Origin of the sequence: Amycolatopsis sp. 3B14, assembly GCF_050958625.1 — a bacterium.
Taxonomy (GTDB): Bacteria; Actinomycetota; Actinomycetes; order Mycobacteriales; family Pseudonocardiaceae; genus Amycolatopsis_E; species Amycolatopsis_E thermoflava.
The window spans coordinates 49,124-73,052 of sequence record NZ_JBHZEN010000003.1 but is presented as its reverse complement, the minus strand read 5'-3'; the positions used below and the strand labels follow the sequence as shown (position 1 = coordinate 73,052).

The following is a 23,929-nucleotide window of genomic DNA, read 5'->3' as shown; positions in this document are numbered from 1 at the left end:
ATCATCTTGCCTATGAAGCAAGAAGAAGGAGCGCTGGACAGCCTCGTGCGCAAACGGATCCGGGCGCTGCGGGTCGCCCAAGGCCTGTCCCTGGAGGAACTGGCCGCCCGGGTCCACCTGGGACAGTCCTCGCTGAGCCGCATCGAAAACGGTCAGCGCCGCCTCGCGCTGGACCAGCTCGTCGCACTGGCCCGCGCCCTGGACACCACCCTCGACCAGCTGGTCGAGAACACCGTGGACGACGTCGTCATCAGCCCGATGAACCACGGTCCGCACGGGCTGAGCTGGCCGATGAAGGGCGATCCCGGCATGACTGTCATGCGCAGGCGGTTCACCGACCCGCCGCCGGACAACCCCGCCAAGATGCGTGCCCACCCCGGCCGGGAATGGCTCGTCGTGCTGTCCGGCACCGCCACGTTGTTGCTGGGGGACCGCAGCTTCCGCGTCGACACGAACCGCGCCGCCGAGTTCCCGACCATGACGCCGCACGCCATCGGCGCCCGTGGCCGCCCGTGCGAGGTCATGTTCATCTACGACCGCGACGCTCGCCGCGGACATCGCGAAAACGAGACCGACGACGGGAACAACGGCTCATGACGGCGGCGATTTGCGTCCGGGGCATCGCGGGAGCCCACTTCCTTGCGAAATCGGCAACGGAGTGAGCAGACCAGCGCAACGCTCTTATCGTGGCGGCATGACGCGTGCGCATGCCCAGCACCACAGCCACGATCACGACCACCACGACGCGGACAGCGCGCAGGCGGAGATCCTCGAACTGGACGCGGAAGCCCTCGCCGAGCACACCACCGGCATCATCCGGTGGCTGCCCCTGCACGGCAGCCCGCGCCAGATCGTCGACCTCGCCGCGGGCACCGGAGCGGGCACGTTCGCCCTTCTCGGCCAGTTCCCCGAGGCGCATGTCACGGCCGTGGACACCTCGCCCGGCCACTTGCGGCGGCTCAGCGAGAAGGCGTGCGCCCGCGGGGCCGACGGACACGTGCGCACGGTGCTCGCCGACCTCGATGAGGCCAGCTGGCCCGACCTCGGCACCCCGGACCTGGTGTGGGCCTCGGGCTCCGTGCACCACCTGGCGGATCCCGGCCGCGCCCTGCGCGCTGTCCACGACCTGCTCGCGCCCGGCGGCCTGTTCGTCGTGGTCGAGATGGCCGGCCTGCCGCGCTTCCTGCCCGGGACCGCACCCGCCGAGCGGCCCGGCTTGGAGGACCGCGTCCACGCCGCCGGCGACCGGCTCCACGCCCGGCACCTCCCCCACCGCGGCGCGGACTGGGGGCCGGAGCTCACCGCCGCCGGGTTCGTGGTGGAGGGCGAGCTCGCCCTCGACGTGAACATCGAGGGCGCCGGCAACCCGGCGGTCGGCCAGTACGCCCTCCGTGCGCTGCAACGCGTTCGGGGCGCGGTCGCGGCCGAGCTCGACAGCGCGGACCTCGCCGCGCTGGACCGGCTGCTCGACGTCGACGGCCCGCACAGCCTGCTGCGGCGGCACGACCTCGCGGTCCGCACCAGGCGTTCCGTCTGGGCCGCCCGCCGCACCTGAGGACGCTCAGACGAGGGACACGGCGGCGCGAATGCCCGCGACGTACTGCTCCGGGCATTCCCACGCGCCGAAGTGCCCGCCGCGGCGCTCCTCGACCCACGACCGGATGTCGAAGAACCGGGCCGCGAATTCCCGTGGCGCGTTGACGAGGTCCTTGGGAAAGATCGTGAACGCCGTGGGCGCGACGATCGGTCCCGGCCCGGGCCCGGCCTCCGCGTACGGGGTGAACGAGGTGCCGATCGAGCCGGTGACCCAGTACGCCGTGATCCAGGTCAGCAGGTCGTCGCGGGTGAACACCGTGGTGACGTCGCCCCCGCAGTCGGTCCAGGTGCGCAGTTTCTCCAGCAGCCACGCGGCGAGCCCGGCGGGCGAGTCGCCGAGCCCCACCGCGAGGGTGTGCGGCTTGGTCGCCTGCTCCCGCATGTAGCCGCCTTCCTGGCGTTGCCAGCGGTGCCCGGACCGCACGTAGGCCTGCTCGACGGGCGAGAGGTCCGCCGGTGGATCGACCAGGAACCGGTACTGCGACACATCGGTCAGGTGGAGTGCGGCGACTCTGGCCGGGTACGCCGCGGCGAGCACCTCGGCGACATCGCAGCCGACGTCGCCCGCGGACACCACGTACCGGTCGTAACCCAGCTCCGCGAGGGCGGCGGCCACCGTTTCGGCCATCGCCGCGGCCGACATGCCCCCGCGCGCCACCGGGGCGGCGAACGGGAAACCCGGCAGTGCGGGGACGACCACGTTCAGATCCGCCAGGAGTGGCAGGACCTTCTCGAACCGCAGGACCGAGTCCGGCCAGCCGTGCAGCAGGACGACCGGAACGCCGCGAGCCGCTCCGCGCTGGTGGATCAGCCGGAGCCCGCCGGCCAGTGTCCACGGCAGTGCGCGAATCCGTTCTTCGTGCACGCGCCAGTCGTAGTGGTCCGCCCAGTGGGCGACGAGTTCGGCCAGGAAGTCGCCGTCGACACCGCGTTCCCACCCGAATCCCGGGGGGCAGCGCCACCCGGCGGTAGGCCCGTAACCGGGCACGCAGATCCTGCAGCACCGGCGCCGGAACGGCTTCGGGGATCGCATCAGGCATGGAGTTCTCCGTTCTGGGGCGCTCCGGTGTGGACGGACGGGCTCACCTCAGCGAGCCGAAGAAGGCGGTGATGTCGTCGGCCAGCAGATCCGGCTCCTCGTAGGCGGCGAAGTGGCCGCCGCGGGGCATCTCGGTGTAGCGGGTGACGTGGTAGACGCGTTCCACCCAGCTGCGGGGCTGCCGTCCGCCGATGTCGGCGGGGAACAACGCCAGCGCGGTCGGCACCTCGACCCGTTCGACGGGCGGGACCAGCTGGTGGTGGCGCTCGTAGTACGGGCGGAACGAGGTCGAGATCGTGTTGGTGAACCAGTACAACGAGGCCTGCGTGAGGAGGAAGTCGTCACTGAACCGGTTGGCCAGGACGCCGTCGCAGTCGCTCCAGGCGCGGTACTTCTCGAGGATCCAGGCGAGCAGCCCGGACGGGGAATCCGACAGCCCCTGGGCGAGGGTCAGCGGACGGGTCTGCTGCTGGTGCGAGTACCCGCGCTCGGCGACCTCCCATGCGTGCTCGGCCGCCAGGTAGGTCCGTTCCTCCTCGCTCAGCCCGGCCACGTCGTAGCCGGCGGGGTTCGCGGCGTCCTGCAGGTGGAGTCCGATCAGCGCGTCGGGATGCGCCTGCGCCAGCCGGCTCACATCCCCGGCGCCGATGTCGGATCCGTGCGCGCCGTAGCGGTCGAACCCCAGCTCCTCGGTCATGAGCCGATGCCACAGGTCGTGCGTGTGCATGCCCTCGGCGAGCGCCGGGCGTTGCGGAGACAGCCCGAACCCCGGCAGCGACGGGACGACGACGGTGCAGGCGGTCCGCGGGTCGCGCCCGAAACGCGACGGGGCCGACAGCCGCTCCGCCAGGCCGACGAGCTCGAGGAACGAACTGGGCCAGCCGTTGGCCAGCAGGATCGCTCGTGTTCCGCCGTTCTCGGCGCCGAAGTACAGGTAGTGCACGACCGTGCCGCCGATCTCGGCGAACCGGTGTGGCAGGGCGTTGATCGCGGTTTCGTGCTTGCGCCAGTCGTAGGCCGAGGCCCAGTAGCCGGTCAGGCGGCGAAGCTCGTCGCCGTCCGTGCCCGCCGCCCAGGGTTCGGCCGGCCACGGTCGCGCCCACCGGGTGCGGCGCAACCGTTCTCGCAGGTCCTCCAGGTCGGCGTCGGGAACATCGAGCACCGCGCGCGTGCCGGCCATCGCTCTCTCCTTCATCTGCGACACCAGCCAAAGCTAACAGTGGTGTCGCAAACCAGCAACACCACTGTCGTGCGATGATGGTGTCGTGGTGGCGCTGCAGGTGATCGAAGACTTCCTCAACACCGTGGACGAGCGCACGTTCAAGCGGCACGGGGAGAGTCATGTGCCCGGCGAGCGGCTGACCTCTCCGCAGGCCCTCGCGGACTGGCTGACTGCCCGGGGGCTGCCCTTCGGTGACACCCCGCCGCGTGCGTCGGACGTGGCAGCCGCCGTCGCCCTGCGCACGGCGCTCCGGAAGGCGCTCGTCGCTGACACCTCGGCCGCCGCGGCTTTGCATGACCACCCGTTGCGGCTCGCACCGGACCACTCCGGCGGGATGCGCCTCGTCGCGACCTCCGGCCCGGCCTGGCTGAACATCATCGTCGAGACCGTGGCGGGCAGTGTGGCCAGGGGCGAGTGGGCGCGCATCAAGCTTTGCGCCGCACCCGACTGCCGGTGGGCGTTCTACGACGTCTCACGCAACGGCCGTGGCCGCTGGTGCGCGATGGAGGTCTGCGGAAACCGCCACAAGACCCGCACCTACCGCTCGCGCCGCGACCGCGACGCGTGAAGCCGGTCGGCGCCGGCGCGCCGGCGGATCGTCGCGGGGTTCGGCCGGCCCGCGCCGGGACCCCACCCGCGATATGAGCTGCTGAGTTCGGTCCTGGAACCTCAGGAGCTTTCCACGAAGCGCGCGCCCGGCCCGGGCGTGCGGCAGACGTCTTCCGGGGCGAGGTGGCTGTGCCCCGCAGCGCACTCGAGGACGACCTTGACCGGCTCGTTGCAGGGGCTGCCATCGTCGACGGGCCGGTGCCGGACGATGACCGACGGTCCCTCCGGGTCGGCGAGGTACCTGTCGCCCCATTCCAGGAGCGCCACGAGCGTGGGCCGCAACGCCCGGCCCTGCTCGGTGAGCTCGTAGGCGAAACGCTGCCGATCCCCGGGCTCCTGATACGGCACGCGGCGCATCACCCCAGCTGTCACCAAGGTCTCGAGCCGGGTCGCTAGGAGATTTCTGGCGATCCCGAGGCGGGAGTGGAACTCGCCGAACCGGCGCGCGCCGTCCAGCGCTTCCCGAACGATCAACAGCGACCAGCGCTCCCCCACCACCGAGAGGGCGCGCGCCACCGAGCAGTTCACCGGGTCGATCCGCCGCGTCTCCATGGGACGAGTGTACCCATCTGAGTTTACAAGCTGTACTCAGCTCGGCTAGGCTTTCCGACCTGAGTTGAAAAACTAAACTCAAGAAGGAGATCGACCGTGCCCATGCTCGACGTCTACATTCCCGACGGCGCGCTCCAACCGGACGCCGAGGCGGCGCTGCTGAACCGCATCACCGAGATCCTCGTCCGCAACGAGGGATTCGACCCCGCCGACCCGGTGAGCCGTTCCGTCTCCTGGCTCTGGCTGCACCGGCCGGCCGGCGTCTACGTCGGCGGAGAACCCGCGGACGCACCTCGCTACAAGATCGTCCCGTCCGTCCCCGAGGGCCAGCTCGACGAGCAGAAGCGTGCGAGCGTCATCGCCGAGGTCACCGAGGCGATCCTCGACGCGGAGAACGGCGCCTGGCCGCGGGACCCCAGCCGGATCTGGGTGTTCCCCACCGAGATCCCCGAAGGTCACTGGGGCGGCTGGGGCCAGATCAGGCCGCTCGCAGCGATCCTCGCCCGGCTCACCGGCGGCGACACCAAGCGGGCCCGTGCGCTCGCGCGTGAGCGGATCGCTGCCACCCGAGCCGAACACGCCCGCCTGCCCTGAATTCGTCAGCCACCCGGGCAGCTAACGCATGCCGGCGAGCAGCAGCTCCGTCAGGCGGCGGATGGCCACCGGCGCCCGGTCCGGTGGCAGGCCCCGCAGCGACGCGATCGCCATCAACCCCACTCGCACGTCCTCGGGGGCGAGGTCGGGCCGCACGGCGCCGGTGGCCCTGGCGCGGCACACGAGCGCGTCCAGCGCGCGAGTGTGCTCGCGCCGCTCCTCGGCGAACGCCTCCGCCTCCGGGTGCGAGCCGAGCAGGACGTCGTTGAGGCCACGGTCCCGCACCTGACGCTCGCCGAACCGGCGGACGATCGCGCTCAGCGCCCGCCACGGGTCCGGGTCGGCGAGCGCGGTCCGCACGTCCTCGCGGCAGGCGGCGACCTGCTCGGCCAGCACCGCGTCGAGGAGGTCGGGTCGCGCCGGGAAGTGCCGGTACAGCGTCGCGGCCCCGACACCGGCCCGGCGCGCGATCTCGCGCATCGGCAGCCCGATCCCCTCCGCGGCGAACCCACGGCGCGCGACCTCCACGATGCGCCTGCGGTTGCGCTCGCTGTCCGCCCTGGCCTTCCGCGTCAATCCGGCCCCCACGTGTCGCATCTCCGCACGATCCGGAACACCCGTTCCCCTTCAACGCCGACGGTACGCCTGCCGGCCACCGCTTGGGAACGTGCCCGCGGGTACGGCGTCTACTGTGGACTGATCAGCCGGGGCCGATCTTGGCGCGGTGGCCCTCGATCATGACGCGGGCCGCGGCGACCGACTTCGCGACCACCAGTTCGGGCGTGTAGCCGTGCTTGACGAACACGCCGTCGAGCCAGAACATGCCGTAGCCGTGCGCCTGGGTGAACAGCTGCTCCATCAGCTCGAGCGCCTCCTGCGGGCTGTCGCACAAGCGCAGGCACAGCACGAGGAAGTGGTCGGTCAGGGTGCGCGTGTTCTCGTGCAGCTCGGTGTAGCCGGGGCCGTGCAGCCCCTCGGCGTAGATCAGGTTCATGCCGGCACGCCGCCGGATCAGGTACGCGGTGTAGGCGCCCGCCGCCGCGGCGAGCGCGCCGGCCGGGTCGTCCTCGCGCTCGACCGCGGCCCGCACCTCGTCGGCGAGCTGGCAGGCCACGGTGGCGGCGACGGCGGCGAGCAGGCTCTCCCGCTCCGGGAAGTGCCGGTAGGGGGCGCCGGGGCTGACCTTGGCGCGCCGCGCGACTTCGGCGACCGAGAACCCGGCCACGCCGCGCTCGGCGATCAGGTCGAGGGAGACCCGCACGAGCTCGTCGCGCAGGTTGCCGTGGTGGTACTTGCCGCCCATGACCCAGCTCACATCCCCCGGCCGAAATATGTAAGAGCCCTCTTACGTAGGTGATGTATGAGGGCTCTTACAGTATGCCCCGCGACGTCGTTTCCGGGAGGATCCATGACCACGACCACGCACGCTATCGCGGTGCCGTCGCCCGGCGCGCCCCTCGCGCCCACCACCATCGAGCGGCGGGACCTGAGGCCGGACGACGTACTGATCGACATCAAGTTCGCCGGCATCTGCCACAGCGACATCCACCAGGCGAAGGAGGACTGGGGCCAGGCCATCTTCCCGATGGTGCCCGGTCACGAGATCGCCGGTGTCGTCGCCGCTGTCGGCCCCGACGTGACCAAGTACCGGGTCGGCGACCGCGTCGGCGTCGGCTGCATGGTCGACTCGTGCGGCGAGTGCGAGTACTGCCGCGCGGGCACCGAGCAGTTCTGCGTCAAGGGCAACGTCCAGACCTACAACGGGGTCGGCTTCGACGGCGAGAACACCTACGGCGGCTACAGCAGGCAGATCGTCGTCAAGGAAGCCTTCGTCTGCCGCATTCCCGACGGCATCGGCCTCGACGTCGCCGCGCCGCTGCTGTGCGCCGGGATCACCACCTACTCGCCGCTGCGGCGGTGGGGCGCCGGCCCGGGCAAGAAGGTCGCCGTGATCGGCCTCGGCGGGCTCGGCCACATGGCGGTCAAGCTGGCCGCGGCGATGAGCGCGGAGGTCACCGTGCTCAGCCAGAGCCTCAAGAAGCAGGAGGACGGCCTGCGGCTCGGCGCGAAGGACTACTACGCGACCAGCGACGAGGGCACGTTCGAGGCGCTGCGCGGCCGGTTCGACCTGGTCCTGAACACTGTGTCGGCCAAGCTGCCGGTGGACGCGTACCTCGGCCTGCTACGCGTCGGCGGCGCGATGGTCAACGTCGGCGCGCCCGGCGAGCCGCTGTCCTACAACGCGTTCTCCCTGCTCGGCGGCAACAAGGTGCTGGCCGGGTCGATGATCGGCGGGATCGCCGAGACCCAGGAGATGCTCGACTTCTGCGCCGAGCACGGCATCGGCGCCGAGATCGAGACGATCTCCGCCGACCAGGTCAACGAGGCCTACGAGCGCGTCGAGAACAGCGACGTGCGGTACCGCTTCGTCATCGACACCGCCACGATCGGCGCGTGAGCCGGGTGGGGCTGTCCGCCGGCGCGGGCAGCCCCACCTGCTAGTCCGGTGAGCACGCGCCGGAAGTTCACCGGAGCCGAGGAGGATGCGGCGGCGGTCGCGCGCGGCTGGTCCGAAGGCCCGCGCAGGATCAGCACGACCCGGATCACGTGCTCGACGGCCGCCGGCTCCCGGTAGCGCCGGCCCCACGACCGCCGCGCAGCCTCTGCCCCAAAACCCCGGCGCCGGCCGCTGCCGGCGTCCATCGCGTTCGCCGTGGCCGCAAAGCCCCGCGCACCACCGACAACACGCAGACCACGGGCTAGTCCGAAGGCCCGCGCAGCGTCAGCACCACCCGGATCACGTGCTCGACAGCCACCGGCTCCCGGTCGCGCCGACCATCGGCGCCGGGCCGCCGCGCAGGCCCCACCCGAGTTCCCTCCGCGCCGGCGACTGCCGGCTTCCATCGCGGCGGCCGCGCAGCCTCTGCCCCAAAACCCCGGCGCGGGCCGCTGCCGGCGTCCATCGCGTTCGCCGTGGCCGCAAAGCCCCGCGCACCACCGACAACACGCAGACCGCGGGCTAGTCCGAAGGCCCGCGCAGCGTCAGCACCACCCGGATCACGTGCTCGACAGCCGCCGCGAACATGGCGCCCCGCAGTTCGCCCCGTTCGGCGAGGTTGCGCGACGCGAACTCGAGCACGGCGTCCGGCCCCGCCTTGCGCACCACCAGTTCGGCGATCTCCTCCAGGTCGAGGTCCGGGTGGTCCAGCCGCGTGAGGGCGACCTCCACCAGCAGTTCCTCGTCCGTCACGCCGACCCGCCGCACGCTTCGCACACTACTTGCGCACCGACGTGGTGTCACTCGTCAGCGGCCGCCCGCCCGCGTCGGCGGGGACGAGCGGCGGGACGACCTCGCCGCGGTCGTCGACCAGCACCGAATGCCGTTCACCGGTCGCGTAGGCGTGGCGCTCGCCCCACTGCCGGAGCGTGACGATCACCGGGAACAGGTCCTTGCCAGCCGGGGTGAGCGCGTACACCTTCCGCCTGCCCGACGGCGCCTCGACCTGGGTGATCAGGCCGTGCGCGGCGAGCTTGCGGAGCCGGTCGGCGAGGATGTTGCGGGCGATGCCGGTGCGCTGCTGGAAATCGGTGAACGAGCGGGCGCCGTCCATCGCGTCCCGGATGATCAGCAGGCTCCACCGGTCCCCGACCACGTCCGCCGCCCGCGCGACCGGGCACTCCGGGTCCGTCCACACGCCGCCCTCCAATGAGTTGCGTAATGAAACCATTCTGCCCTAACCTCCGAAGAGTTGCAATTTGAAACCAAATTGGAGGCACGGGTGGGGCGCGGAACGAGGCTGCTGCTGGCGGCGGTGTGCGGGGTGGCGGTCGCCGGGGTGTACGCCGGGCAGCCGGTGCTCGTCCAGATGGGGCAGGACCTCGGCGTCGCCCGCGATTCGGCCGGCTGGCTGGTGGCCGCCGCGCAGCTGGGGTACCTGGCCGGGCTGGTGCTGCTGGTGCCGCTCGGCGACATGCTCGACCGCAGGCGGCTGATCGCCACGCACCTGGGGCTGGTGGCCGCCGGACTGGCGGTCACCGCGACCGCGCCTGCCGCGTGGCTGGCGTTCGCCGGTCTCGTCCTGGCCGGTGCGTTCGCGGTGGTCGTGCAGACCGCGGTCGCGTTCGCCGCGGCGATCTCCCCGCCCGGCGAGCGCGGCCGGAACCTCGGCGTCGTCACCTCCGGCGTGGTGGCCGGCATCCTCGGCGCGCGGGTGGTCACCGGGAGCCTGGCGGAGCTGTGGGGCTGGCGGAGCAGCTACCTCGCCCTCGCGGTCCTCGCGGCCGCCCTGTGCGTGTTCAGCCTGGTCGCGCTGCCCGCGGACGTCCGGGCCGGCGCGGAACCGTACCGGCGGGTGCTCCGGTCACTGGGCGGGCTGTTCACGCGGCCGGTGTTCCTCGGGCGAGGGCTGATCGCGTTCTTCCTCTTCGCCTCGTTCGGCACGCTGTGGAGCGGGCTGGCGCTGCCGCTGGCCGGCGAGCCGTGGCGGCTGAGCGAGGCGCAGATCGGGCTGTTCGGGATCGCCGGGCTGGCCGGCGCGCTGGGCGCCGCGCGATCCGGCCGCTGGGCCGACGCCGGGCACGGCGCCCGGGTCAGCGGCGTCGCGCTCGCCCTCCTGCTCATTTCGTGGGCCGCGATCGGGCAGCTCCGCTGGTCGCTGGTGCTGCTGATCGCCGGGGTGGTCGTGCTCGACTTCGCCGTCCAGGCCGTGCACGTCGGCAACCAGCACGTCCTCACGAGCGCGTTCCCGGACCGGACCAGCAGCGCGATCGGCGGCTACATGGTCTTCTACTCGCTGGGCTCCGCACTCGGCGCCACCGCGACGACCGCCCTGTTCGACGCCGCGGGCTGGACGACCTGCGCCCTCCTGGGTGCGGCGTTCGCCCTGGCCGCGCTCGGCGCCTGGGCGATCAGCGAACGCGGACGTGCGCGCGTTCGCCCCGATGTGCTCGTGCGCGCCACCCGCCGGTGACGATTCACCGGCCGCCGGTGCAAGCCCGGACGGGCGTGCGCCAGAAGCCGGCTCCGCTCACCGAAGCGGCAAACACGTCACCCGCTCCGGCAAACACGCCGCCCGCGGCCGCGTTGGCTCTTCCGGGCGGCGTGTTTGCTCTTCCGGGCGGTGAGTTGGCTGTCGCGAGGCGCTGCGCCGCGGCGTGACGCCGTTCACCCGGCCGTGGGCTGGAACAGCTCGACCAGATTGCCGGCCGGGTCGGTGAGCAGGATCTGCCGCCCGCCCGGTCCGGTGACCGGCTCGCCGACGAAGGACACCCCTTCGGCGCGCAGGCGCTCGATCTCCGCGTCCAGTTCCGGGACCACCAGGTGGATCCGGTTGCCTCCACCATCCATTCCGGACGGTGTGGCCCGCGCGCCGGAGCTCGCCGGGCCGGACAACAGCAGCCGCAGGGGTCCGCGCAGCACGTCGGCGAACGCGGGGGCCGCACTGGTGTTCACCGTGAACCCCAGGTGCCCGGTGTAGAAGTCGACCGCCGCCTGGACGTCGTCGACCAGGTAGCGGACCGAGGCGTGTTCGGTCATCACACTGCTCCTCCGGTCAGGGCCGGCACCAGGTGCCGGACACGGACATCGATCTCCGCGGCCGTCGCGCGGAAACCCTCGTACCCCTCGGGCTCGGGAATGCTCCAGTGCGCCCGCCGCGCCCCCAGCTCCGGGCAGACCTCCCGGGCCTTGTCGCACAACGTGATCACGTGGTCGAACCGGCGCCGCGTCATCGTGCGGACGTCGCGGGGCCTCCCCGAAACCGCCACGCCCAGCTCGCGCATCACGCGCACGGCGGACGGGTGCAGGCGCTCCGCCGGCCGCACCCCGGCGCTCGCCGCCCGCACGCGCCCCTCGGTGTGGTGCCGCAGCAGCGCCTCGGCCATCGGCGACCGCACGCTGTTCCCGGTGCACACGAACAACACGGCGATCCCCCGCCGCACCGGCACCGCGCCCTGGCCCAGCGACGGGTGCAGCGCGGCGCCCGCCGCCGCCAGCCCGTCCCCGCACCGGCGCAGGTCGAGGTGGTAGTAGCTGTCCCGGCCGTCGAACGTGCTGCGCGCCGCGGTCACCAGGCCGGCCTCGCGCAGCAGCCGCAGGTGGTAGGACACCAGGTTCTGCGGCTCACCGGTCAGCGCGACCAGTTCGCGGACGCGCAGGTCGCCGCCCGCGAGCAGGCCGAGCAGCTGCCACCGCAGCGGGTGGGCGGCGAGCCGGACGAAATCCGGGACCATCCCCCCATGGTGCATCAAACCGCCTTGATACATCAAGCCGGTTTGACGAGTACCGCCCGCTCGATCTCCGCCGCCAGCAACGACGGCGCCTCCAGGTCCACGAAATGCCCGATGCCCTCCAACGGCCGCCACTCCACGTCGCAGCCCGCGTCGCGGAAGCTGTCCCGCGCCACGGCCGACGGCAGCGCCTCGTCCTCCAGCCCCCACACCAGCGTCACCGGCACCGGGATCGGGCGGTCGTAGGTGGCGTACAGCCGCGCGCGGGACAGCGGGAACACCAGTGTCGCGAGGATCGCGCGGTAGTAGTCGATCGGCGGGCCCAGATCGGCGGCCGACCGGAACCGGCCGACCAGCTCGTCCACCAGCGCCCGGTCCATCCGGCCCCGCGAGCCCTCCCGCAGAGTGAACGACAGCCGCAGCCCGGCGCGGCCCAGCCGGGTCGTCAGCAGGAACTCCGGCGCGAACGGCACCTGGAACGGCAGCACCCACGGGATCCGCAGCGGTTGCAGCTCCCGGAACGTCAGCGCGGCCCGCACCAGCGTGCGCGGGTGGGTGCAGTTCACCACGACCAGCCGGCTGATCACCGGCCCGAACCGGTGCGCGAAGATCCACCCCAGCGCGCCGCCCCAATCGTGCGCCACCAGCGCGGGCCGGTCCAGCCCGAGCGCCTCGATGAGCAGCCGGACGTCGTCGGTGAGCGTGAACACGTCGTAGCCCCGCCGCGGCCGGTCGCTGCACGGGTAGCCGCGCAGGTCCGGCGCGTACACCCGCAGGCCGTCCAAGGCAGCCATCGTGGGCCGCCACCCGGCCGCGCCCTCCGGGAACCCGTGCAGCAGCAACACCGGCGGGGCGTCGCGCGGGCCGTCGGCCAGCACGTGGAAGTCCAGCCCGTTCGCGGCGACCCGCAGGTGCTCAACCACGGCCGTCCTCCGGGAAGAACCGCTCCGCGCCCGGTTCCACGTGCTTGACCGCGTTCATGTCCTGCCGCAGCCGGGACAGCTGCTGGTAGACCTCCCGCCGGGCCCGGTTCTGGCTGCCCAGCGGCCGGTGCTCGGCGATGGTGTGCCACGGGTTGATCGACAGGCTGTCCGCCCGGGCGCGCTGCTCCGCCGGGTCGAGTTCCTGCCGGTCCAGTACCAGTGTCGCGACCCGAACCGGCGGTGACAGCCGCTCCGGCCACACGATCGAGGCGTCCTCGACCGGCATCCGCCGCGGCTCGGTCTGCACCTGCAGGCACAGGTCGAACCCGGCCTGGCGCTGCGCGAGCGTGGCCCGCAGCGCCTCGGACAGGTAGTCGTCGGACGGGTTCCACGGCGCCCGCCCGCGCGCGCCCCGCGGCACGAACCGGTACTGCATCGCCCGGCCCCGGCCGAGCAGGTACGCCGCGCAGCTCCAGTACGGCGTGTCCAGCGGGCTGCTGTGCGTGCGGGCGTAGAGCCCCTGCATCACCAGGTCGGCGAGGTGGCTGTCCCGCGGGTTCACGAAGTACCACAGCGGCGAGTCGTTCCCGATCTGCCGCTGCAGCTTCGCGTTCTCCACCACGTCCGGGGTGGTGAACGTCGGCGCGCTGATGCCGGTGAGGTCCAGCGTGTGCCGCTCGTCGTCGAGCAGCTTCGGCCCCGGCACCCCGACGAGCTTGACGCCGATGCTGAGCACCCCGTTGTCCTTCAGGTCCGGCGGGGCGAACGGCCCGGGGCCGGCGAAGCGCACCCAGGCCGGGTAGGTCGCCGGGCGCGCGAACAGCCCGTGCCGCACCGGGAACGGCAGATCGTCGTGGATCCGCAGGGAGCCGCGCACCACGCCGTAGGTCTTCGTGTTGCCCGCCCGCAGCGCATGCCCGTGCGGGTAGTGCCGGTGCAGGAACCGGCTCATCAGGTCGACGATCTCGTCGGTGGCGGCGGCCTCCCCGGGCAGCGGCGTCTCCTCGGCGGGCACCGGCGAGCCGGGCACCCGGCTGCGGACCAGCGCGGCCTGCACGAGCGCCTGGACCGGCGGCCGGACCACGGCGTCGAAGGCGGGCCGGACCCACGGGTCGACCCGCCGCTCCGCCGCGACCAGCCCGAGCACCGCGTCGTTGAGCAGTTTCAGCCAGTTCATCACGCCGCCAGGTACCGCAGTGCCGCCACGCCGGGCAGGAAGAAGTACGCGCCGCCACGGACCTGCACGAAGGACGGCAACCCGCTGTGCCGCCGCCGCACCGGGGTGGCCTGCTCGGTGAACAGGGCGCCCCGCCCGTTCTTCGGCGCGACCAGCGGGTCGGCGTCGTCGTGCAGGCCGTTGAACACCGGGCTGTTGATCCAGGTGTGCTGCACGAACTCGTACTGCCGGGCCAGGTTGGCGCTCAGGCACAGGAAGTGCAGCCCGTGTTCGTCCGGGCCGGAACCGTCCGCGCCGTCGATCGTGTAGCTGCGGCCGCGGCGCAGCAGCCGGTGCCGGTTGTTGACCGCCACCGACTTCGCCGAGCCCGGGTCGGGGTCGAGCGAGTCGCGTGGGTTCGCGCGGCGCACGTGCGCGCCCAGCGGGCAGGACAGACCGTGCGGATCTTCGGCGTGGTAGGCGAAGTCCTGTTCGGCGAGCGCGGGTTCGTCCCGCTCCGGGGCGAGGACGAGCGGCGCGCCGCTGGGCCACCGGCCCACCATCTTGGCCGCGAGCCGCCGGGCGGGCTGCTCGCCGCCCGCCCGCTCGCGCAGGTGCGCCCAGAACCCGTCGACGTCCTGGCGGAGCTGGCGGAACACCAGGTAGCTGCCGTTGCGGCCGAGGTCGGCGGCGCCGTCGGCGGTGCGCGGCAGCAGGCCGCGCGGATCGGCGTCGGCGGGCAACAGCGGCCGTTCGGTGAGCCGCCCGTAGGCGTTGCGGTAGCCGAGGACGAACTCGCCCAGCTCGACGTCGCCGGGCGCGGCCTCCTCCCCCAGGCCGGACAGCTTCGGCTGGGACAGGCCGTCGCGGAAGCCGAACGGCTCGGTCGGGGTGAGCTCGTCGGTGGGCAGCGCGACGGTCAGGGACAGCCCCTCGCTCTCCCGCTTGATCTGGGCCTCCCGCCGCCGCAGCTCGGTCGCGGTCGCCGCGTACACCAGGACCAGCACGTGCACCGGCGCCGTGGACGGCCCGCCCCACGCCCACCGCCGCGGGTCGGCGTCGCCGGAGTCGCCGAGCAGGCGGCTGCGGTGCTCGGTGGTCATGCCCTCGGCGAAGGGCGCCGAGAACGAGTCGGCGACCGCCGCGGGGACGCCGAGCGCGCGCATCCCGGCGGCGGTGATGGCCACGTTGACCGCGGTCTCGGCCGGCTTGGCCGCCGCCGTGGACACCTGGTCCGCCAGGTTCCGCAGCGTCGCGCGGGCCGCCCGCTCGTCGTTAACCGCGAACAGCAGGAACGTGGCGTGCCGCAGCCCGCCGTAGCCGCGGACGAGCAGGCCCTGGGTGTCGCTGAAGTCGAGGGTCATCACCGGCACCTCACAGCAGGGCCAGCCAGGACCGCGCCGCATCCGCGTCGAGGTCGCGGGTGAGGCCGTCCCGGAGGGCGGAGTTGTCGTCGATGTTGCGGGCCGACAGGTCGCCGTAGGCGGAGTACCAGACGGCGGGCAGCTGGTGGGCGCGCAGGTAGGACTTGAAGGCCTGCTCGTCCCGGGCCCCGCCCCACAGCAGCCACCGCGTGCGCGGGTAGCCGACGCCGTTGCTGAACACCGCGTTGAGCCCGGCGGACAGCTTGTCGATGAAGTCGTCCATGTAGCTTTCCAGGCTGCCGTCGTAGTTGCTGGCGAAGACGAGCCTGCGGCCGCCGTCGAGGTAGACCCACCGGGCGAAGTGGATGGTCCGCACCCCGGCCAGCCCGTCGGTGGCGTAGACGTGCCGGTTGAACCAGTCCAGTCCGAACAGGACGGTGCGCAGGGTGAAGTGCCGCACCGGTCCCGGTTTGACGTAGCCGGTGGCGGTGAACGGGTTCTGCACCCGGGTGTCCTCCTGCTGCGTCAGCTCGGCAAGCCGCTCCCGGGACACGGTCGCGTGTTCGGGCTCGTCGCGCAGCTCCTTGAGGCGGATCAGCGCGGCGAGCGCCGGGACGGCCGGCAGCAGCAGCGGCGCGACCGCGGGGACCGCGACCAGGTGCGCGGCCTCGCGCAGGCGGTGCCCCACCGCGGTGGGGGCCGCGGGCCGCAGCGCCCAGGACAGGTCCGGCTGCTGCGCGACGAAGTCCCGGATCGCGCGGTGCACCGCCACCTCGCCGGTGCCCGTCCACTCCGGTTTCTCGTCGAGGAACTGCTCGATGCGTTCCCGCAGCCGCGCCTCGTCCCGGATCCGCGCGAGGCTCCGCCCGGTGCGGTGCACGTAGGTCGCGGCGGGCGGGATCTCGTGGTCGCGCAGCCACCGCACCCGGCCGCCCGCGGTGCGGGTTTCCGGGTACTCCTCGCACAACCCGAGCAACGCGGACAGCGCGTCGCCGCGGGCGGCGGCGAGGTCGTGCAGGTGGGCCAGCACGGGCGTGTCCAGCTCGGCCATGTAGACCAGCGACTCGCGGCCGTCACCGTCGGGCGGGAGCACGAACACCCGCGCGAAGTGCACCCCGGCCATGTCGCGGAACGGGCCGCCGTCGGAGTCGACGCCCTTGCGCAGCTCGTCCAGCAGTCCGGGCACGTCGCCCTCGTGGCCCTGCCGCAGCGGCGCCCGGATGGTGAGCGGGACCTGGTGCGGCGACGGGCGGGCCGCGGCGCCGGTGCCGGGCCTGCGCAGCAGGAACCAGCCGACCCGGCGTCGCCACAGCCACACCACGCCGAGGTAGAGGTCCTTGGCCACCAGCCGGATCTCGTCCCGCACCCCGCGGGCCACCAGCGAGGTCTTGGAGTAGTCGATGACGACGCACTCCCGGCCGTCCACCCAGCTGTGCCCGGGCGCGACGGCCGCCTTGATCGCGGTCACGCCGACCGGGCCGATGCGGTTCGCCAGGGTCCGGCCCGCGGGATCGAAGACCTTGCCGCGCCAGGCCACCGACCGGGCGAGGGAGGCGACCAGCCGGTTCACCGGCGTGCCCGGCGCGAGCACCGCGGTGCCGTCCATCGGGCCGTGCGGCACCTCGCCGGGCGGGCTGGCCCGGAACAGCCGGTCCAGCTCGTCGTGGGTCGCGCGCAGCAGCGCGGCCTCGTCCACGACGGTCATGTCCGCACCTCCCACGCGGCGAACGCGTTGTCCACCGTCGCGAGCACCGGCCGCAGGCCCGGGTAGTGCCGGGTGAGGACGGTGGCCATCGAGTTGTCCCGGATCCACGCCAGCCCGGCGTCGGAGTAGACCTGGGGCGTGTAGTACTCGGTGAAGAACCGGTCGCTGTTGAGCCGCCGCGAGGCCATCAGGACGAAGATGCGGAACGCCGTGTCGCTGAACGCGAAGCCCTCCGGGCGGCGCTCGGCGAACATGCCGACCGTGAGGTCGACCTGCTCGATGTCCCCGTCGTAGGCGCGGCGGATCTCCTCGGCCCACTCCGGGTCGGCGGTCAGGTCGCGGAAGTCCCGCGCCGGCGGCAGGTGCAGCAGGCGGCGGAACTCGTTGTACCGCGGCACGCCGAGCTCCCGCGAGCGCAGGATGTCGGTGGCCGCCAGGTCCTGCAGGTGCCCGTCCGGGCGCTGGAACTGCTGCAGGTGCTTGGGGAAGTTGTGCAGCGTGACCAGGCCCGGCGGCAGGGTGCCGAAGGAGTACAGCAGGTCGGTCATCGCGATGCTGTTGAGGACCTTGAGCGCGTTGGCGCCGGCGATGTCCGGGAACTCGCAGTCCAGGATCGTGGCGTCGTCGCCGGCGGAGCGCAGGCTCCAGGTGTCGCGCACCAGCGGGTGCATCCGGTACACCGCGACGAACTCCTCGGTCAGCGCGAACGGCACCCCGTAGTGGTCGGTCGCGCCGCCCGGGATCCCGCTGACCACCTCGCTGCCGCTGATGCGGCCGAACAGCCGGTGCACCCGCTCCCCCGCCAGCCCGAACCAGTTGGCCCGCAGCGCGGCCTTCGTGGTCGGGTGGCTGATCACCGCGGGCGTCCACTCCACGGTGTGGATCTTCGCCAGCAGCGCCGAGGTGACCAGGCGGGCGCGCTGGAACAGCTCCTCGTCCGGCCACGACGGGTACTCGGCGTGCAGCCGGTCGCAGATCGCGTTGTGCTCCAACGTGAACAGCGTGCGCAGCATCTCGGTGCCGAGCCAGAAGCCGGGGACCAGCGCGGGATCGCGGGACGGGTCGTCGGGGATCGGCAGCAGGCCGTTGTCGAGCACCCGCAGCTTGCCCTGCTCGCCGCTGCGCAGCCAGCCCTGCTCCTCGCCGGTGACGCCGTAGATCTGCGAGCCGTCCCACCAGTGGGTGAGCACGTTGACGCGGGTCTGGGGCATCGACGCGCCCGCCGGGCGGGTCGGGTCGCCGGGCGTGCGCATGATGCGCATGGGCTTGTCCGGCCACGTGTCGTCGTCGGCCAGCGGCACCACCCACGGGTTCTCCTTCGGGCTGGTGCCGTGGCTGAACCAGTCGCGGATCATGAACTGCAGCCACGCGGCCACCAGCGAGTTCACCGACGTGGCAGGCACGAACGTGGTGCGGGTCAGCAGTTTGCGACTGATCTCGCGCGGGCTCGGCGTGAGCACCGCGTCCTCGGTGGCGGGGGTGATCTTGTCGAGCGGGATGTTGCGGCCGAACCGCGAGCCCGCCATGCCCATCGCGGGCTCGGTCAGGTCGTTGTGGCTGCCGTCCACGGACCGGCTCACCAGGTGGTCCGGCGTGAGCGGCGGCACCGGCGGCGTGCCCATCGCCGGCAGGCGGCTCATGTCGTGCAGGTTCTCCTGGCGCAGCCTGGTGCGCAGGCCGATCAGGTCGAGCAGGCCGAGCGGGACCGGCAGCCGGTCCCAGCCCACCACGCGGTCGACGATTCCGGTGATCATGGTGAAGGCCCGCCAGGGCAGGCTGGTGCGATATGTCCGGGTGGTGTTTTCTTGATCGGCCATCGCGGGTTCCCCCGTATTCGTCGGTTGCGCGAATGGACGTGCGAAGATCGGCGCCTTGCCTGCCAGCGTGCGTCGCGAAATGCCAAGCGTGGCACCGCATCACGCGCCCTGTCCAGTACCCGGATGGCCCAAGTGCGCGGCGCCGCTGCGAGAATTTCACCAACACCGGCAGCCGGGCGATTGCGCATTTCCCGGGTAGCCTGGAAAAGGCCGGAATCGAATCTCCGCGGAATTGTCCTCGCCGGAGGTGGAATTGATGTCCACGACCACCCTCCCCGCCCGCGCCGTGGTGCCCCGCGCGGCCCTGCCCGACGCGCTGGCGGTCGGCGCGCTGGTGCTGGCGCCGAACCTGGCGCAGGGGCTGTTCGCCCGCAGGCCCGCCGTGGTCCGGGCCGCGGCGGCCGCCGGGGTGGACGGCGCGGCGGTGCGGCACCTGTCGGCGATGGCGCGCCGGAACCCCCGGCCGGTGCGCGTCGGCGGGACGGTGCTCCTGCTCGACCCGCGCGACGCCGACCGGGTGCTCGAGGGGCCGGTCGACGTCTACGCCGGCGACCCGGACCCGAAACGCCGGGGCATGGCGCACTTCCAGCCCGGCGCGGTGACGATTTCGCGGGGCGAGGCGTGGCGGGAGCGGCGCCGGTTCACGGACGCGGTGCTCGCTTCGGTGCCCGCCCTCGCGCCGCGCGTGGCGCAGTGCGTGGCGGAGGAGATCGCCCGGCTGCCCGCGGTGACCGGGTGGCGGCCGTGGAACCGGGCGTTCCAGCGGATCGCGCGCCGGGTCGTGCTGGGCGACGAGGCCGCCGGTGACGACGCGCTGTCGGTGACGCTGGAGCGGATGATGGCCGAGGCGAACCGGTTGCCGCGCCGGCCGTCCCGGCGTCTGCCCGCCTTCCGCGCGAGCGTCGAGGGCCACCTGGAACGGGCCGAGCCGGGCAGCCTGTCCGCGGCGATCGCGGACACGCCGGCCGGTCCGGACACCGAGCCGGGCGCGCAGGTGACGCACTGGCTGTTCGCGCTCGGCGACACCCTGGCGGCCAACGCGCTGCGGGCGCTCGCGGTGCTCGGCCAGCGCCCGGCGGACGCCGAACGCGCCCTGGCGGACGCGGACCACGCGGCGGCGTGCCTGCAGGAGACGATGCGGCTGTGGCCGACCACGCCGATGCTGTCCAGGGAGACCCGCGCCGAGGTGGTGTGGGACGACGGGACGGTCCTGCCCGCCGGGACGCGGATCCTGGTGATGAACACGTTCTTCCACCGCGACCCGGCGCGCGTGCCGGACGCGGACGCGTTCGTGCCGGGGCGGTGGCTGGACGGCCCGCCGCCGGGGGTGAACCACTTCAGCCGCGGCCCGCAGCGCTGCGCCGGGGTGGACCTGGCACTGCTCACCGGCCGCGAAGCACTGCGCGCGGCGTTGATGCGCACGCTGACCATCCGCACCCCGCGGCTGCCCGCCCAGCCGCCGATGCCCTACGCGCTGGACCACTTCCGCATCGAAGCCGTCCTCGCCTAGCCCGGGTCACCGCCAGGCGGCCCACCGCGACCCGGCGCACGTGCCGGGGGGTGACTGACCGGCCCGCCACCGGGAGTGAACCACCGCAGCCACCGGCGCTGCGCCGGAGCCGGTGCGGGTAGCGGCCCAGCCCGCCGACGGCCACCACCGGCCGCGCGCCGGCTGCCGGCCCGCCGCAGCCGGCTCGCCGCTCGGGCAGCACAACCGATCGCCGCTCGGGCAGCACAACCTAGAGCCGCGTCACTGTCAGGCGGACCGCGCCGGAGTTGCGGCCGTAGAAACCCCACGCGTCGTTGGCGAAGGCGTAGAAGTACCCGGGCTCGGTGACCTCGTGGGCGGTGCCCGTGCCGATCGCGATCCGTTCGTGTTCGGGGTCCGCGCCGGTGCGGTCGCTGTCGTTGGCGACGTAGCCGACGAGGAACAGCCACGGCAGGTCCACCTCGCGCGGCGCGAGCGGGGCGTGCGCGCCGCGGGCGCGGCGCACGAGCCGGTACAGTCCGACCGCCTCGCCGACCACGCTGCCGGCCAGTCGGCGCGGGCTCAGCCCGCGCAGCAGCGGGATCCCGCCTGGCCCGCACCAGTCCACGCCGTCCGACCACTGCCCGGCCGCCGTGAACGTGTACCGGCCGGGTTCCAGGTAGAGCCCGGTGCCGGTCCACAGCTCCTCCGCCGGAACCTCGATCGTCGCCTGCTGGCCGCTGCCCAGGATGCGCGTCCGCCGGTACGGGCCGCCGGTGATCGGCTGCGCCTGCTGCCGTTCCAGCGCCGACGGGTCGAGCACACCGCCCTGGCCGCCGGGCACGACGGCGGGCACCGCCCGCGGCCGGTAGTGCAGACCGACCTCCAGCAGCGGCTGCAGTAGCGGGTCCACCAGCGGCGGCGCGACCCCGAACACGCCGCGGTCGTCGTCGTGCAGCAGGCCGGCCGGGTCCGGCGCGAGGCCGGCCAGCGCGGGCGGGTGGAAGGCGATGCCCGCGCACTTCGCCGCCTCGTCGGTCATCCACTGCAGCGAGATGTCGCTCAGCCCGGTCTCCCGGTGGCCGCCGCCGACATCCATGTGGCTGCCCGGGAACCAGCGTTCCGCCATGTCGGTGCTGCCGTTGGGCGTCCACCGCGTCGGGGTGAACGGCCGTCGCCACTCGTCCAGCGCCAGCGCGTGCCGCGCGTACGGGATGTGCGGGTTCAGCTCGACGTCGTGGAACCGGTAACGCGAGCCCGGGGTCAGCTCGCTCAGCCCGGCGAAGTAGCCGGGCACGCCGAGCGCGCCCACGGTGTCCCACACGCCGATGAAGTCGATCGGGATGTCCGCGGCCCGCTCCGGGTCGAAGTGGAACCGCAGGCCGCCCCGCCACGTGTCGCCGGGTGAGCGGGTGCGGTAGTGCCGGTAGGCGCGGGCGGCCAGCAGCCCGCTGGTGCGCGAGTCGACCTCGCGCAGGTCGAGCAGGCCGGACTCCTTCACCAGCCCGGCGAGGCTGCGGGCGGTGAAGGCGCCGCGGCTGAACCCGAACAACGCGATCTGGTCGCCGGGGCGGTAGGTGGTGCACAGCCACAGGTAGGCGGCCACGATGTCCTTCGGCAGACCGGCGCCGATCGCGCCCGCGGCGAGCCTGCTCAGCAGCCCGCCCCGGGTGCCGACGCCGCGCCGGTAGCTCGACAGCTGCTCGCGGCCGCTGCTGTCGGCGGCGGCGAGCGCGTTGTGCAGGCGGCGCACGTTGGTGACCGCGTCCAGTTCGGGGTCGCACCAGGTGCCGTCGCAGCACACGATCAGCCTTCTGGACATGGGCCTTCCTCCCCGTCGAGGGCCTCCGCAGGGGTATAGCGAACCGTGGCCGGGGCCGCCTAGAGCCGAATGTCACGATCTGCGCGCGCGCCCTTGACCCGGCGCGCACCGGGGTGCTCACTGCCCGGAAAGTCCGTATCGGGCCCGGAGGTGGTCATGGTCGGCGCATCCGGAAGGCCGGTGCCCCCGGCCGCGGTCGGTGAGCACCAGATCGGCGTCAGCAGGCCCCCGCTCGCGGTGGACGTCTGCCGGAGCCGGAGGAGGTGTTCCGGGTCCAGCGGCTGAAGCCGGCGCAGGTCGTCCAGTTCGTGATCGTGCCGAGCCTGATCACGCTCGGCATTTCCATCGGCAGTCGGCTGGGTCATCACGGTCTCCGCGCTGCTGCCGACCTTCTACAACGTCGAGATCTCCCGCCACGTCGTGGCCACCGGCGACCGTGCCGGGATCGGTGTGGTGGGACGCGATCCGCGGGCTCGTCACGCCCGCCGCCCCGCCGGAGGGCATCACCGCGACCCTGTTGCTGAACTTCCTGTTCTTCGGGTTCTTCTTCGTCAACTTCGTGTACGAGCTGTTCACCGGAGGCGCCTTGGTCGAGTTCTAGCGCGACGCCAGGCGGACCACCGTGATGTCGGGCGGGGCGCCGACCCGCACCGGCGGTCCCCACGCCCCCGCGCCGCGGGTGACGTAGAGCTGCGTGCCGCCGTGGCGGGTCAGCCCGGCCAGGGTGTGCTGGATGCCGGACACCACCAGGTGCCCCGGCCAGAACTGCCCGCCGTGCGTGTGGCCGGACAGCTGGAGGTCCACGCCGTGCGCGGCCGCCTCGCCGACCAGGATCGGCTGGTGCGCCAGCAACAGCGTGGCCCGCGCGGGGTCGCGGCCGCCGAGCGCCTTCGCGAAGTCCGGACCCTCGCCCTCGTCCGCGCTCACGTCGTTGACGCCCGCCAGGTCGAAACCGGGCAGCTCGACGCGTTCGTTGGCCAGCAGCCGCATGCCGAGGTCCCGCACGTGGTCCACCCACTGCCCGGCGCCGGAGAGGTACTCGTGGTTGCCGGTCACGAAGAAGGTGCCGTGCGGCGAGCGCAGCCCGGCCAGCGGCGCCACCGCGGGGGCGAGGTCTTCGACGTCGCCGTCGACCAGGTCGCCCACGACCGCAACCAGGTCCGGCGAGGTCGCGTTGATCGTGTCCACCACATGCCGCGTGAACCCGCGGCCCAGCAGCGGGCCGGCGTGGATGTCGCTGACCACCGCGATCCGGAACCCGTCCGCGCCGGGCGGCAGTTTCGCCAGCGGCACCGTCACGTCCAGCACGCGGGGCCCGCTGAACAGGCTGTGCACGCCGTAGCCGACGGTGCCTGCCACCGCGGCGACGGTCGCGCCGCCCACGACGCGCGACACGAACACCCGCCGCGTCACCGCCGTCTGCGGCGGCACCGGCCCGGTGTCCCGGCGGGCGAGCAGGCGGCGCAGCAGCGGGCGCACCACCTCGCCTGCCAGCAGGGCCGGCAGCAGGTACACGCACACCGCCATCCAGAGGAACCCGGGCCACGACACCACCCGGACCAGCCAGTACGGCGCGCCGGCGAACTCGGTCAGCGGCGCGGCCACCATGAGCAGCGGCCCGGCCACGAGCGTCCCGGTCGCGACCCGCCGCCACACCGAGCCGTGCGGCAGCGCGTCGGCGACCAGGCGCCGCCAGGCCCACCAGTGGAACGCGGCCACCGCCGCCAGGAAGGCGGCGACGACCAGGGCGATGACCGCGACCACGCCGCACTGTATCTCAGATCGGTCACAAAATGTGTTGTGGATCACATTGGGGGATACACGCTGGGATCCG

The 23,929-nt window shown here is 73.0% G+C and carries 25 protein-coding genes; 8 read left to right on the top strand and 17 right to left on the bottom strand.

The annotated features are described in order from the left end of the window. The first annotated feature begins 12 nt into the window (after positions 1–12). Both ACCP09_RS01655 and ACCP09_RS01650 read left to right on the top strand, forming a co-directional pair. Complete coding sequence (locus ACCP09_RS01655) at positions 13–597, top strand: helix-turn-helix domain-containing protein (protein ID WP_433742699.1); 585 nt, start codon at positions 13–15, stop codon at positions 595–597. A 97-nt stretch (positions 598–694) separates the two neighbouring features. Further along, entirely contained in the window at positions 695–1,555 is an 861-nt protein-coding gene (locus ACCP09_RS01650; protein WP_433742697.1) for a class I SAM-dependent methyltransferase, read from the top strand. A 6-nt stretch (positions 1,556–1,561) separates the two neighbouring features. Here the strand turns inward: ACCP09_RS01650 and ACCP09_RS01645 are convergent, their stop codons facing one another. Both ACCP09_RS01645 and ACCP09_RS01640 read right to left on the bottom strand, forming a co-directional pair. Next, a complete protein-coding gene (locus ACCP09_RS01645; RefSeq protein WP_433742695.1) occupies positions 1,562–2,584 on the bottom strand; it encodes an epoxide hydrolase family protein in 1,023 nt (340 codons plus the stop codon). Between the two features lie 94 nt (positions 2,585–2,678). Next, positions 2,679–3,815, bottom strand: coding sequence for an epoxide hydrolase family protein (locus ACCP09_RS01640; protein WP_433742693.1), 1,137 nt, complete (start codon positions 3,813–3,815; stop codon positions 2,679–2,681). An 88-nt stretch (positions 3,816–3,903) separates the two neighbouring features. On the opposite strand from ACCP09_RS01640, the gene ACCP09_RS01635 reads away from it, so the two are divergent. Then, complete coding sequence (locus tag ACCP09_RS01635; protein ID WP_433742691.1) at positions 3,904–4,425, top strand: CGNR zinc finger domain-containing protein; 522 nt, start codon at positions 3,904–3,906, stop codon at positions 4,423–4,425. Between the two features lie 101 nt (positions 4,426–4,526). On the opposite strand, the gene ACCP09_RS01630 is transcribed toward ACCP09_RS01635, so the two are convergent. Next, on the bottom strand, positions 4,527–5,018 hold the full coding sequence (locus ACCP09_RS01630; RefSeq protein WP_433742689.1) for a winged helix-turn-helix transcriptional regulator: 492 nt from the start codon (positions 5,016–5,018) through the stop codon (positions 4,527–4,529). Between the two features lie 96 nt (positions 5,019–5,114). On the opposite strand from ACCP09_RS01630, the gene ACCP09_RS01625 reads away from it, so the two are divergent. Next, complete coding sequence (locus ACCP09_RS01625; protein WP_037322499.1) at positions 5,115–5,612, top strand: tautomerase family protein; 498 nt, start codon at positions 5,115–5,117, stop codon at positions 5,610–5,612. A 21-nt stretch (positions 5,613–5,633) separates the two neighbouring features. Here the strand turns inward: ACCP09_RS01625 and ACCP09_RS01620 are convergent, their stop codons facing one another. Continuing rightward, complete coding sequence (locus ACCP09_RS01620) at positions 5,634–6,209, bottom strand: TetR/AcrR family transcriptional regulator (protein ID WP_433742687.1); 576 nt, start codon at positions 6,207–6,209, stop codon at positions 5,634–5,636. A gap of 103 nt (positions 6,210–6,312) precedes the next feature. After that, a complete protein-coding gene (locus ACCP09_RS01615; RefSeq protein WP_433742685.1) occupies positions 6,313–6,915 on the bottom strand; it encodes a TetR/AcrR family transcriptional regulator in 603 nt (200 codons plus the stop codon). Between the two features lie 105 nt (positions 6,916–7,020). On the opposite strand from ACCP09_RS01615, the gene ACCP09_RS01610 reads away from it, so the two are divergent. Next, a complete protein-coding gene (locus tag ACCP09_RS01610) occupies positions 7,021–8,070 on the top strand; it encodes an NAD(P)-dependent alcohol dehydrogenase (protein WP_433742683.1) in 1,050 nt (349 codons plus the stop codon). A 561-nt stretch (positions 8,071–8,631) separates the two neighbouring features. Here ACCP09_RS01610 and ACCP09_RS01605 read toward each other — a convergent pair. Together ACCP09_RS01605 and ACCP09_RS01600 are read right to left on the bottom strand one after the other, a co-directional pair. Then, positions 8,632–8,862, bottom strand: coding sequence for a hypothetical protein (locus ACCP09_RS01605; RefSeq protein ID WP_027930410.1), 231 nt, complete (start codon positions 8,860–8,862; stop codon positions 8,632–8,634). A 25-nt stretch (positions 8,863–8,887) separates the two neighbouring features. Further along, entirely contained in the window at positions 8,888–9,340 is a 453-nt protein-coding gene (locus ACCP09_RS01600) for a winged helix-turn-helix transcriptional regulator (RefSeq protein WP_209440761.1), read from the bottom strand. A gap of 51 nt (positions 9,341–9,391) precedes the next feature. On the opposite strand from ACCP09_RS01600, the gene ACCP09_RS01595 reads away from it, so the two are divergent. Beyond that, complete coding sequence (locus ACCP09_RS01595) at positions 9,392–10,582, top strand: MFS transporter (protein WP_433742681.1); 1,191 nt, start codon at positions 9,392–9,394, stop codon at positions 10,580–10,582. Positions 10,583–10,776: 194 nt separating this feature from the next. Here the strand turns inward: ACCP09_RS01595 and ACCP09_RS01590 are convergent, their stop codons facing one another. The 7 genes from ACCP09_RS01590 to ACCP09_RS01560 are packed head-to-tail and all read right to left on the bottom strand — an operon-like array spanning position 10,777 to position 18,805. Continuing rightward, positions 10,777–11,148, bottom strand: coding sequence for a VOC family protein (locus ACCP09_RS01590; protein WP_167498936.1), 372 nt, complete (start codon positions 11,146–11,148; stop codon positions 10,777–10,779). Beyond that, a complete protein-coding gene (locus ACCP09_RS01585; protein WP_123682434.1) occupies positions 11,148–11,843 on the bottom strand; it encodes an ArsR family transcriptional regulator in 696 nt (231 codons plus the stop codon). The genes ACCP09_RS01590 and ACCP09_RS01585 overlap by 1 nt, the downstream gene beginning before the upstream one ends. Before the next feature lie 32 nt (positions 11,844–11,875). Beyond that, positions 11,876–12,763, bottom strand: a complete 888-nt coding sequence (locus tag ACCP09_RS01580; protein WP_027930414.1) for an alpha/beta fold hydrolase — start codon at positions 12,761–12,763, stop codon at positions 11,876–11,878. Next, entirely contained in the window at positions 12,756–13,940 is a 1,185-nt protein-coding gene (locus ACCP09_RS01575) for a hypothetical protein (protein ID WP_378332177.1), read from the bottom strand. Before ACCP09_RS01575 ends, ACCP09_RS01580 begins: the two co-directional genes overlap by 8 nt. After that, positions 13,940–15,283 carry a Dyp-type peroxidase gene (locus ACCP09_RS01570; RefSeq protein WP_433742677.1) on the bottom strand — a complete coding sequence of 448 codons (1,344 nt, stop codon included), beginning with the start codon at positions 15,281–15,283 and terminating at the stop codon, positions 13,940–13,942. Before ACCP09_RS01570 ends, ACCP09_RS01575 begins: the two co-directional genes overlap by 1 nt. Positions 15,284–15,293: 10 nt before the next feature. Then, positions 15,294–16,988 (bottom strand): hypothetical protein, encoded by a 1,695-nt coding sequence (locus tag ACCP09_RS01565; RefSeq protein WP_433742675.1) that lies wholly within the window; start codon positions 16,986–16,988, stop codon positions 15,294–15,296. After that, positions 16,985–18,805, bottom strand: coding sequence for a peroxidase family protein (locus ACCP09_RS01560; protein WP_433742673.1), 1,821 nt, complete (start codon positions 18,803–18,805; stop codon positions 16,985–16,987). Before ACCP09_RS01560 ends, ACCP09_RS01565 begins: the two co-directional genes overlap by 4 nt. Positions 18,806–19,061: 256 nt before the next feature. Between ACCP09_RS01560 and ACCP09_RS01555 the strand changes: the two genes are divergently transcribed. After that, positions 19,062–20,315 carry a cytochrome P450 gene (locus ACCP09_RS01555; protein ID WP_433742671.1) on the top strand — a complete coding sequence of 418 codons (1,254 nt, stop codon included), beginning with the start codon at positions 19,062–19,064 and terminating at the stop codon, positions 20,313–20,315. 229 nt (positions 20,316–20,544) lie between these two features. Here ACCP09_RS01555 and ACCP09_RS01550 read toward each other — a convergent pair whose 3' ends face one another. Further along, complete coding sequence (locus tag ACCP09_RS01550) at positions 20,545–22,095, bottom strand: DUF2235 domain-containing protein (protein WP_433742669.1); 1,551 nt, start codon at positions 22,093–22,095, stop codon at positions 20,545–20,547. A 59-nt stretch (positions 22,096–22,154) separates the two neighbouring features. Further along, positions 22,155–22,460 carry a hypothetical protein gene (locus ACCP09_RS01545; protein WP_433742667.1) on the bottom strand — a complete coding sequence of 102 codons (306 nt, stop codon included), beginning with the start codon at positions 22,458–22,460 and terminating at the stop codon, positions 22,155–22,157. A gap of 71 nt (positions 22,461–22,531) precedes the next feature. On the opposite strand from ACCP09_RS01545, the gene ACCP09_RS01540 reads away from it, so the two are divergent. Further along, positions 22,532–22,696, top strand: a complete 165-nt coding sequence (locus ACCP09_RS01540) for a hypothetical protein (RefSeq protein WP_400985617.1) — start codon at positions 22,532–22,534, stop codon at positions 22,694–22,696. Here the strand turns inward: ACCP09_RS01540 and ACCP09_RS01535 are convergent. After that, a complete protein-coding gene (locus tag ACCP09_RS01535; RefSeq protein WP_433742664.1) occupies positions 22,693–23,859 on the bottom strand; it encodes a metallophosphoesterase in 1,167 nt (388 codons plus the stop codon). The genes ACCP09_RS01540 and ACCP09_RS01535 overlap by 4 nt on opposite strands. Positions 23,860–23,929 lie beyond the last annotated feature (70 nt).